At 64.6% G+C, this 10959-nt stretch carries 9 protein-coding genes; all 9 read left to right on the top strand.

The genetic code is table 11. The features are described 5' to 3' along the window. The first annotated feature begins 5 nt into the window (after positions 1 to 5). The 9 genes from N2602_RS30390 to N2602_RS30350 all read left to right on the top strand — a co-directional run bounded on the left by N2602_RS30390 (position 6) and on the right by N2602_RS30350 (position 10947). Complete coding sequence (locus N2602_RS30390) at positions 6 to 1091, top strand: ABC transporter ATP-binding protein (RefSeq protein ID WP_212259021.1); 1086 nt, start codon at positions 6 to 8, stop codon at positions 1089 to 1091. Then, positions 1091 to 2065, top strand: coding sequence for a carbohydrate ABC transporter permease (locus tag N2602_RS30385; protein ID WP_212259022.1), 975 nt, complete (start codon positions 1091 to 1093; stop codon positions 2063 to 2065). The genes N2602_RS30390 and N2602_RS30385 overlap by 1 nt, the downstream gene beginning before the upstream one ends. Then, complete coding sequence (locus N2602_RS30380; RefSeq protein ID WP_172785866.1) at positions 2065 to 2871, top strand: carbohydrate ABC transporter permease; 807 nt, start codon at positions 2065 to 2067, stop codon at positions 2869 to 2871. Before N2602_RS30385 ends, N2602_RS30380 begins: the two co-directional genes overlap by 1 nt. A 9-nt stretch (positions 2872 to 2880) precedes the next feature. After that, on the top strand, positions 2881 to 3210 hold the full coding sequence (locus N2602_RS30375) for a DUF2160 domain-containing protein (protein WP_172785867.1): 330 nt from the start codon (positions 2881 to 2883) through the stop codon (positions 3208 to 3210). A 129-nt stretch (positions 3211 to 3339) separates the two neighbouring features. Next, a complete protein-coding gene (locus N2602_RS30370; protein WP_260383734.1) occupies positions 3340 to 5082 on the top strand; it encodes an ABC transporter substrate-binding protein in 1743 nt (580 codons plus the stop codon). Positions 5083 to 5488: 406 nt separating this feature from the next. After that, positions 5489 to 6955: an FAD-binding oxidoreductase gene (locus tag N2602_RS30365; RefSeq protein ID WP_260380363.1), complete on the top strand. Its 1467-nt coding sequence runs from the start codon at positions 5489 to 5491 to the stop codon at positions 6953 to 6955. Positions 6956 to 6968: 13 nt separating this feature from the next. Beyond that, positions 6969 to 8054, top strand: coding sequence for an ABC transporter substrate-binding protein (locus tag N2602_RS30360; protein WP_260380362.1), 1086 nt, complete (start codon positions 6969 to 6971; stop codon positions 8052 to 8054). 35 nt (positions 8055 to 8089) lie between these two features. Then, positions 8090 to 9178 (top strand): ABC transporter ATP-binding protein, encoded by a 1089-nt coding sequence (locus N2602_RS30355; RefSeq protein ID WP_260383733.1) that lies wholly within the window; start codon positions 8090 to 8092, stop codon positions 9176 to 9178. Positions 9179 to 9189: 11 nt separating this feature from the next. Then, positions 9190 to 10947 carry an ABC transporter permease subunit gene (locus N2602_RS30350; protein ID WP_172785871.1) on the top strand — a complete coding sequence of 586 codons (1758 nt, stop codon included), beginning with the start codon at positions 9190 to 9192 and terminating at the stop codon, positions 10945 to 10947. Positions 10948 to 10959: the final 12 nt, after the last annotated feature.

Below are 10959 nucleotides of genomic sequence, written 5' to 3'. Positions count from 1 at the left end.
GCGCCATGGCCCGCATTGACCTCGTCGATCTCGCCCATTCCTACGGCGGCAACGATGCACCGCAGGAAAGCTTTGCGCTCAAGCCTGTCACCATGACCTGGCGGCAGGGCGGCGCTTATGCGCTGCTGGGCCCTTCCGGCTGCGGCAAGACCACGCTGCTCAACGTCATCTCCGGCATCATCACGCCGTCGCGGGGGAAAATCCTGTTCGACGGCAAGGACATCACACCGCTGTCAACCCAGAAGCGCAACATCGCCCAGGTGTTCCAGTTTCCGGTGATCTACGACACCATGACGGTCGGACAGAACCTGGCGTTCCCGCTGAAGAACCGCGGCGTGCCGAAGGCCGACATTGACAGGCGCGTCGCCGAGATCGGCCGCCTGCTCGACCTCGAGCCTTATTTGAACCGCAAGGCCACGCGCCTGACCGCCGACGCCAAGCAAAAGATCTCGCTCGGCCGGGGTCTCGTGCGCAACGACGTTGCCGCCGTGCTGTTCGACGAACCGCTGACGGTGATCGATCCCGAGCTGAAATGGCAGCTCCGCTCCAAGCTGAAGGCGCTGCATCGCGAACTCGACCTCACGATGATCTACGTCACCCACGACCAGACCGAGGCGTTGACCTTCGCCGACACCGTGGTCGTCATGCATGACGGCCGCGTGGTGCAGAGCGGCACGCCGGCCGAGCTGTTCGACAAGCCGGCGCACACCTTCGTCGGCTATTTCATCGGCTCGCCCGGCATGAACATCCTGCCGGCGGAGGTGAGGGGGCGCGAGGCGCGCATTGGCGGTCACGTCATCGCGCTGAACCGCAGCTATGACAACCTGCCTGCGGGAGCGAAGATCGAGATCGGCGTCCGTCCCGAATTCGTCGAGGTGGTCGCGCCCGCGCCCGGCCTGCTCACCGCCAGGATCGAGCGCATCGACGATCTCGGCCGCATCCGCTTCGCGCGCGTGCGCGTCGGCGACGCCAAGCTCGCGGCGCGTGCCCCCAGCAGCTTCACCAGCGCGGACGGCACCGCCGGGCTGAGATTCGATCCGTCGCACGTCCACGTCTATGCCGACAGCCTTCTGGTGGAGGGAGCCGCCTGATGGACAAGACCGTCAACCAAAAAGCCTGGTTCCTGGTGCTGCCGGTGTTCCTGGTCGTCGCCTTCTCGGCGGTGCTGCCGCTGATGACGGTGGTGAACTATTCGATGCAGGACACCTTCGGCAACAACCAGTTCTTCTGGAACGGCGTCGGCTGGTTCAAGGAGCTGCTCGATCCCTCCACCGATCTCGGCGGCCGCTTCCTCGCCTCGCTCGGCCGCAACCTGTTCTTCTCGCTCGTCATCCTCGCCATCGAGGTGCCGCTCGGCATCGTCGTCGCGTTGTCGATGCCGCGCGAGGGCTGGACCGTCGCGGCCTGCCTCGTCATCCTCGCGCTGCCGCTGCTGATCCCCTGGAACGTGGTCGGCACCATCTGGCAGATCTTCGGGCGTCCCGACATCGGCCTGCTCGGCTACGTTCTCAACGCCATGGGCTTCGACTACAATTACGTCTCCAACGACGTCGATGCCTGGGTCACCGTCATCGTGATGGACGTCTGGCACTGGACCAGCCTGGTCGCGCTGCTCTGCTACGCCGGCCTGAAGTCGATCCCCGAAGCCTATTACCAGGCCGCGCAGATCGACGGCGCCTCGCGCTGGGCCGTGTTCAAGGCGATCCAGCTGCCGAAGATGAACCGCGTGCTGTTGATCGCGGTGCTGCTGCGCTTCATGGACAGCTTCATGATTTACACCGAGCCGTTCGTCGTCACCGGCGGCGGGCCCGGCAATTCCACCACCTTCGTCTCGATCGAGCTGGTCAAAATCGCACTCGGCCAGTTCGATCTCGGCAAGGCCGCCGCGCTGTCGCTGGTCTACAACCTCATCATCCTGATCGTCTGCTGGATCTTCTACACCGTCATGACCAACGCCGGTGTGGAACGCAAAGTCCAGGCGGAAAGCGAGCCGGCGGTGGAGCCCAAACCTTCGGCCGCGCTCAAGCCCGTGCCCGCCCTCAAGCCTAGGGAAGGAGTGGCCTGATGCATTCGATCCCCGGCCGCCGCCTCATCATGGGGCTGTTCCTGGTCTTCCTGCTGCTGCCGATCTACTGGCTCGTCAACATGAGCTTCAAGACCAACAGCGAGATCGTCTCGACGATGACGCTGTGGCCGCACACCCCGACGCTGCAGCATTACAAGCGCATCTTCACCGACGAGAGCTGGTATTCGGGCTACATCAATTCGCTCGAATACGTCGTCCTCAACACCGTCATCTCGATCGCCGTGGCGCTGCCGGCGGCTTACGCCTTCTCGCGCTACCGTTTCCTCGGCGACAAGCACCTGTTCTTCTGGCTGCTGTCGAACCGCATGGCGCCGGCCGCGGTCTATGCGCTGCCGTTCTTCAATCTCTATTCGGCGATCGGGCTGTTCGACACCCCCTGGGCGGTCGCGCTCGCGCACTGCATCTTCAACGTTCCGCTGGCGGTGTGGATCCTCGAAGGCTTCGTCTCCGGCGTGCCGCGCGAGATCGACGAGACCGCCTTCCTCGACGGCTATTCCTTCCCGCGCTTCTTCATCAAGATCCTGGTGCCGCTGATTGCGAGCGGCATCGGCGTCGCCGCCTTCTTCTGCTTCATGTTCTCCTGGGTCGAGCTGCTGCTGGCGCGCACGCTGACCTCGGTGCACGCAAAGCCCATTGCCGCGATCATGACGCGCACGGTCTCGGCCGCCGGCATGGATTGGGGCCTGCTCGCCGCCGCCGGCGTGCTCACCATCATTCCGGGCGCGCTGGTGATCTGGTTCGTCCGCAACTACATCGCGCGCGGCTTCGCGCTCGGCCGCGTGTAGGAGGCATCAATGGAATCCATCGCATGGATGGCCTGGACGCTGCCGACCGCGATCTTCTTTGCCGCGCTCGCGTGCACGCTGGCGGTGATGACCTGGCTCGCCGCGGTCTATCCCGAGGCCGAGCGTGTCGGCGTGCTGCGCATCCCGACCACGCGCGGCGACCGCCTGTTCATCTCGCTGATCGCGGCCGCCGTCATCCACCTCGCGTGGATCGGCCTCGTCGGCACCGACGCGATCGCCACGCTGCCGGTCGGCGAGGAGGGGTTTGAGATCTCGAGCCTGTGGCTCGCATCAGGAATTTCGCTGGTCACGGCCGCGCTCATTTTCCGCACGGTCTGAAGCTTGCGAAGGGACGGCCAGATCCGGGACCAACCCGGGCCTGTATAAAAGTTTGTCGCTGCAACGGAGGAAAACATGCGACAGTTTAGGAGAAGGAAAGGTCCATTGACCAAGAATAGCTTTCTGACCATGTCCAGCGCCGCTGCGATCATCGCAGTGTCGCTCGCCGTCTCGGCGCCGGTTCGCGCCGCCGACGACGCCGTGATCCAGAAGTGGATCGCGGAATTCACGCCTTCGACGCTGTCGAAGGAGGACCAGAAGAAGGAGCTGGAGTGGTTCGCCAAGGCGGCCGAACCGTTCAAGGGCATGGAGATCAACGTCGTCTCCGAGACGATCACGACTCATGAATACGAGGCGCAGACGCTCGCCAAGGCATTCTCCGAGCTCACCGGCATCAAGCTCAAGCACGATCTCATCCAGGAAGGTGACGTCGTCGAGAAGCTGCAGACCCAGATGCAGTCGGGCAAGAACGTCTATGACGGCTGGATCAACGACTCCGACCTGATCGGCACGCATTTCCGCTACGGCCAGACCATTGCGCTGTCGGACTATATGACCGGCGAGGGCAAGGACGTCACCAACCCCATGCTCGACGTCAACGACTTCATCGGCAAGTCGTTCGGCACCGGGCCGGACGGCAAGCTCTACCAGCTGCCCGACCAGCAGTTCGCGAACCTCTACTGGTTCCGCTACGACTGGTTCACCAATGCCGACTACAAGGCCAAGTTCAAGGCCAAGTATGGCTACGAGCTCGGCGTGCCCGTGAACTGGTCGGCCTATGAGGACATCGCCGAGTTCTTCACCAACGACATCAAGGAGATCAACGGCGTCAAGGTCTACGGCCATATGGACTATGGCAAGAAGGACCCATCGCTCGGATGGCGCTTCACCGACGCCTGGCTGTCGATGGCCGGCAACGGTGACAAGGGCATTCCGAACGGTCTGCCGGTCGACGAATGGGGCATCCGCATGGAGGGCTGCCGCCCGGTCGGCTCTTCGGTGGAGCGTGGCGGCGACACCAATGGTCCGGCCGCAGTCTACTCGATCACGAAGTATCTCGAGTGGATGAAGAAGTATGCGCCGCCGCAGGCGCAGGGCATGACCTTCTCCGAGTCGGGCCCCGTGCCGTCGCAGGGTAACATCGCCCAGCAGATGTTCTGGTACACCGCCTTCACCGCCGACATGGTGAAGCCGGGTCTGCCGGTGGTGAATGCGGACGGTACGCCGAAATGGCGTATGGCTCCGTCGCCGCACGGCTCCTACTGGAAGGAAGGCATGAAGCTCGGCTACCAGGACGCCGGCTCCGCCACGCTGCTGAAGTCGACCCCGCCGGATCGCCGCAAGGCAGCCTGGCTCTATCTCCAGTTCATCGTTTCCAAGTCGGTGAGCTTGAAGAAGAGCCATGTCGGTCTCACCTTCATCCGTGAATCCGACATCTGGGACAAGTCGTTCACCGAGCGTGCGCCGAAGCTCGGCGGCCTGATCGAGTTCTACCGCTCGCCCGCGCGTGTGCAGTGGACCCCCACCGGCAACAACGTGCCCGACTATCCGAAGCTCGCGCAGCTGTGGTGGCAGAACATCGGCGATGCGTCGTCCGGTGCGAAGACGCCGCAGCAGGCGATGGACGCTCTCGCGGCGGCCCAGGACTCCGTGCTGGAGCGCCTGGAGAAGTCCGGCGTGCAGGGCGCCTGCGGTCCGAAGCTGCACAAGAAGGAGTCGGCCGAATTCTGGTTCGCCAAGGCCCAGAAGGACGGCACCATCGCGCCGCAGCGCAAGCTCGCCAACGAGAAGCCGAAGGGCGAGACGGTGGACTACGACACCCTGATCAAGTCGTGGCCCGCCACTCCGCCCAAGCGCGCATCGCTGCAGTAAGCGACGTCTCATAACCACGAAAGGCCGGGAGCAATCCCGGCCTTTTTGTTTTGGTGGTGTGTTGCTTCCACACCCGTCATTGCAAGCGCAGCTCGCAACGACGCGTTTGTTGAGGAAGGCGCCCACCACAACCACGGTGTGGTCCTGGCGAAGGCCAGGACCCGTAACCACCGAACTTTGTTATGGCGAACAACGGTGGCCACGTCGGGCCAAGACAACGGCCACCGGGGAAATGGGCCGTGGCTTTCGCCAGGACGACGCGGGGAGACGGCGTAGTCGACCGCGCCTCCGCTTGACTCCCCATCACATCGAATTCATGATCAGCATAATGCGATTGAAGTAATCGTATATCGATTACTCGCGAAAGCCGTTTGGGCCAGCATTGGCCCGTTCCGGAGGCGGGTGGATGGCATTGATCGAGGCGTTCAGGCAGTTGCTGGGCGACACGGCCGTGCTGACGCGCGAGGAGGATCTCGCGGGTCTGACCGAAGATTGGCGCGGCCGGTTTCACGCGCCGGCGCTCTGCGCGGTCCTGCCTTCGACGACGGAGCAGGTCGCGGCGATCGTCCGTCTCTGTGTCGCCCATGACACGCCGGTGCTGCCGCAGGGCGGCAACACCAGCCTGTGCGGCGGCGCGACGCCGTCGGGGCAGGGCAAGCCGCCTGTGATCGTTGCCCTGACGCGCATGCGCCGGATCCGCTCGCTCGATCCCGTCAACAATACCATGGTGGTCGATGCCGGCTGCGTGCTTGCGACCATCCAGGAGAGCGCGGTTGCCGCCGGCCGGCTTTATCCGGTCAGCCTCGGCGCTGAAGGCTCGTGCCAGATTGGCGGTAATATCGGCACCAATGCCGGCGGCACCGGCGTGCTCCGCTATGGCAATACGCGCGACAATGTGCTCGGGCTCGAAGTCGTGCTGCCGGACGGCTCGATCTGGGACGGCCTCTACGCGCTGCGCAAGAATAACACCGGCTACGACCTCAAGCATCTGTTTATCGGTTCGGAAGGCACGCTCGGCATCATCACCGGTGCGGTGCTGAAGCTGCATCCGCTGCCGACGGCGGAAGCCGTCGCCTGGCTCACTGTCGACAGTCCGCATCAGGCGCTCGACGTGCTCGGGCTGTTCCAGGCGGCCTGCAACTCGCGGCTCTCCGCCTTCGAGCTGATGAATGCCAAACAGATCCAGCTCGTGCTGGAGCAGGTACCGGGCCGGCGCTGCCCGGTCGCAGAGATCGACACCTGGCACGTGCTCGTTGAACTCTCCGACACCGGCGATGCAGCCGCGCTCGCGGCGACGATGCAGGCGGTGCTCGAGCAGGCGCTTGAAGCGGGCCTCGTCAGCGACGGCGTCGTCGCGTCCAGCGAGGCGCAGCGCAAGGCGATGTGGCTGTTGCGTCACAGCGTGTCGGAAGCCAACAAGAAGGCCGGCGTCGGCCTGACCTCGGATACCGCCGTGCCGGTCTCCACCGTGCCTGCCTTCATCGACCAGGCCATGGCGGCTGTGCGCGCGATCGTACCGGACCTGCCGTTCATCATTGTCGGCCACATGGGCGATGGCAACATCCATCTCATCCCCTTCTTCAGCTTCGCCGAATGGGACGCGCTGCCGGACCGCGACGTGACTGCGCAGAAGATCCGCCGCGCCATGAACGATGTCGCCAGCTCCTTGCGCGGCACCTTCAGCGCCGAGCACGGCGTCGGGCGCACGCTGACCGGCGAGATGAGCCGCTACAAGCCGCCGGTCGAGCTCGCTCTTATGCGGGCGGTGAAACAGGCGTTCGATCCGTCGGGTCTGTTCAATCCCGGCCGCGTTCTGCCGCCGTCATGGGCGCCTGAGGCGGCCCCAATTTCGCCGACCACCGCAACATCGTAGAGAGGGGACTGACATGACCAACGCATCGAAGCTCATTACTTCCCGCCGTCGTCTGCTGCTTGGCGCGGGAGCCGGCGCTGTCGCGCTGGCCGCGCCGTCCGTCTGGTCGCCGTCCCGCGCCGCGGGCAAGCGCATCGTCGTGCGCGACGACGGCGGCATCTACACCAAGGCCTATGGCGCGGTGTTCTATCGTCCGTTCACCGCAGCGACCGGCATCGAGGTCGTCGGCGTGCAGGCCAATGCAGAGCCGGTCGCGCAGATCAAGACCATGGTCGATACCAAGAACTACAGCTGGGACATGGCCAAGATCTCCTGGCCCGCGATCGAGATACTGACCACCGGCGGCAAGCAATATCTGGAGAAGCACGGTCTCGAATCCGAGCCGGTCGTCAAGTCGATCCCGGCCGAATTTGCTTCGCCCTACGGTGTTGCCACCAACGTCTACACCACCGTGCTGGCCTACCGCACGGACGCATTCAAAGGACGCAAAGCACCGCAGTCCTGGGCTGATTTCTGGAACGTGGCGGAGTTTCCGGGCCGCCGCGCCGTGCGCAAGCATCCGTTCGACACGATCGAGCAGGCGCTGATGGGTGCGGGCGTGCCGACCGCGCAGGTCTACCCCTGCGATCTCGACAAGGCCTTTGCCTCGCTCGACAAGATCAAGTCGCAGGTCGCCGTGTGGTGGACCAGCGGCGCGCAGGTCGAGCAGATGCTGACCTCGGGCGAGATTGATCTGCTGCCGACCTGGGTGTCGCGTCCCCAGGCAGCCCAAGCAGCCGGCGCGCCGGTCGAGATCGTCTGGAATCAGGGCATCTGGGGCGGCGACAATTGGTCGATCCTATCAGGCACGCCGAACGCCGATGCCTGCCGCGAGTTCATCAAGTTCGCTTCTGATCCGAAGCGCCAGGCGGCGCTCGTCGAATATTTCCCGGCCGGTCTCACGCAGCCGGAGGCCTTCAACTACGTCAAGCCCGAAGTCGCGAAGAACTGCCCGACCTACCCCGACAACATCAAGGCCGGGCTGAAGATCAACGCCAAATACTGGCTCGACAACCAGGCCGCCGTCATCGAGCGCTTCAACAGCTGGATCCTGGCTTGATCGGCAAGGTAGGCGCCAGCGGATCGGAGCGGCTCATGGTCTCCTCGAGCCTGCGCATTCACGCGCTGTGCAAGCGCTATGGCGACTTCGTTGCGCTGGCGCCGACCAGCCTCGACGTCGCAAAGGGCGAATTCCTCACCCTGCTCGGCCCCTCGGGATCGGGCAAGACTACGCTGCTCAGCCTGATCGCCGGACTCGCCCATCCCGACGAAGGGCAGATTCTGATCGACGACACCGACGTCACGCGCAGCCCGGCCTATGCGCGCGACATCGGTGTCGTGTTCCAGAACTACGCGCTGTTTCCTCACATGACGATCGAGGACAACATCGCCTTTCCCCTCAAGATGCGGAAAGTCTCTGATGCGGAGGCGCGCCGGCGTACCGCCGAGGCGCTGGAGACGGTGCGCCTGCCGCACGTCGCAAAGCGTTATCCGCGCGAATTGTCCGGCGGTCAGCAGCAGCGCATCGCGCTGGCGCGCTGCATCGTCTATCGCCCCGCCATCATTCTGATGGACGAGCCGCTGGGGGCACTCGACAAGAAGCTGCGCGACCAGATGCAGCTCGAGATCAAGCGCATCCATCGCGAGCTCGGCACCACGATCGTCTACGTTACCCACGACCAGGAAGAGGCGATGACCATGTCGGATCGCATCTGCCTGATGAACGCAGGCGCGATCGAGCAGCTCGGCACGCCGCAGGATCTCTACTTCCGGCCGCGCTCGGTGTTCGTCGCCGACTTCCTCGGCGAGTCCAACCTGCTCAGCGCCACCGTGCGCGGCGTCGACGGCGAGGGACTGGACATCGTCCTCACCGAGCAGCTTGCGGCCTCGCGCGCGGTCGGCAATGGCTCCCGGTTCGTCGCCGGCGAGCCGGTCAAGGTCATGGTGCGCCCGCAGAACCTCGTGGTCGGCGAGGGCGGCCAGCTGTCCGGCCGGCTTACGGACGTGATGATCAGCGGCAGCCTGACGCGGCTCTACATCGCACCGGAGACCGCGGACCTGCCCCAGCTCGTTGCTGCCCATCCGACCCGCAGCGGAGCGGCGCCTTACGAGATCGGCCAGCGCCTGTCGCTCGGATGGCATGCGGCGGATGCCGTCGCCATCCATGACGGGAAGGGGGGCTGAGCTTGGCTGGCATGCGCGCGATATCGCAGAGGCTGGCCTGGACGCGGGCCGCAATGGGCGCGCCGCTGGTGCTGCTGCTCGTGTTGTTTCTGGTCTATCCCGTCGGCCAGCTGCTGCTGCTCAGCGTCTACGGCGACAATGGCTTCACGCTTGCGCAATATCGCCAGCTCTTTGCTTCGTCCGTCTATCTCGACGTTCTCCTGATCACGCTCAAGATATCGCTGGCGACCACGCTGGTCTGCGTCGTCACCGGCTATCCGATCGCCTATCTGATCTCGGTCGTCGGCAAGGAGCGTAAGGCGACGCTGCTGTTCTGGGTGCTGCTGTCGTTCTGGACCAGCTTTCTCGTTCGCGCCTTCGCCTGGATCGTGCTGCTCGGCCGCAACGGCGTCATCAACAAGCTCCTGCTCTCGCTCGGCATCATCTCGAGCCCCGCGAGCCTGCTCTACAATTTCGGCAGCGTCCTGGTCGGTATGGTCAATGCGCTGCTGCCGCTCGCCGTGCTGACCATGCTCTCGGTGATGGAGAACATCGACCGCACCCTGCCGCGCGCTGCCGCCACGCTCGGAGCGCGACCGGGCATGGCGTTCTGGAAGATCTATTTTCCGCTGTCGTTGCCCGGCGTTGCCGCTGCCGGAATCATGGTGTTCGTCACGGCGATCGGCTTCTTCATCGTGCCGGCGCTGCTCGGCGGACGCCGCGAGACCATGATCACCCAGCTCATCATCGACCAGGTCCAGCAGACCATGAACTGGGGCTTCGCCGGTGCGATCTCGGTGCTGCTGCTGGTCGTCGTCCTCATCGTCTTTGCCGCCTATGACCGGCTGCTCGGCCTGTCGACCATGACGGGCGCATCGGCACCGAGCAATGCGAAGCCGTCGCGTCTGTCGGGCCCAGTCGTGCGGACAGGCGATGCGCTGCTGACGCTGCTCGGCGCGATTTCCGACCGTATCGTTCTGCTATGGCCGTCACGCCGTCGCGACCGCAATCCCGATCAGGCCGGCATGGGCTTGCAGGCTTTCGTCTGGACCATGCTGCTCATCATCAGCGCCCCGACGATACTGATGATCCCGCTGTCATTCGGCACCGGCGGTCTGAATTGGCCGCCGCAGGGCTTTACCCTGCATTGGTACGAGACGGTGCTGAATTCGCCGGTCTGGACCCAGGCCATGCTGCGCTCGCTGCTGGTTGGCATCGGCACCGGTCTGCTCGCCATGCTGATCGGCACGCCGGCCGCGTTCCTGCTGGTGCGCAGCGATATCCGCGGCAAGGCGGCGTGGCTCGCCTTCATCCTGTCGCCGATCGTGGTGCCGCGCATGATCATCGCAGTCGGCCTGTTCTACGTGTTCGCGCGCATGGGTCTCGTCGGCAGCGCCGTCGGCCTCATTCTCGGCCACACCGTCGTCGCCGTGCCTTACGTGGTCATGACCATGATGGCCGTGCTGCGCAATTATGACACGCGGCTGGATCAGGCTGCGCAGAGCCTCGGGGCGCGCCCGGTCGCGACGCTGCGTTTCGTCACCTTCCCGATCCTCGGCGCCGGGATGATGTCGTCTTTCCTGTTTGCGTTTGCGACCTCGTTCGACGAGCTGACCATCGCGCTGTTTGCCACCGGCGGCCTCAACGCGACGTTGCCCAAGCAGTTCTGGGACGAGGTGACGCTTCAGGTCTCGCCCTCGATCGCCGCCGTCTCGACCTGTCTGTTCGTTTTCATGGGGCTTCTCATCTTCGTGGCCGAACGCCTGCGCCGGCGCGCCGCCGCGAGATAGAGGCGCCACCGT

It is taken from the genome of Bradyrhizobium sp. NC92 (genome assembly GCF_025200865.1).
In the GTDB taxonomy this organism is placed as follows: domain Bacteria; phylum Pseudomonadota; class Alphaproteobacteria; order Rhizobiales; family Xanthobacteraceae; genus Bradyrhizobium.
Note: the sequence above shows the minus strand (reverse complement) of the source record. Positions and strands in the feature narration are given on the sequence as shown.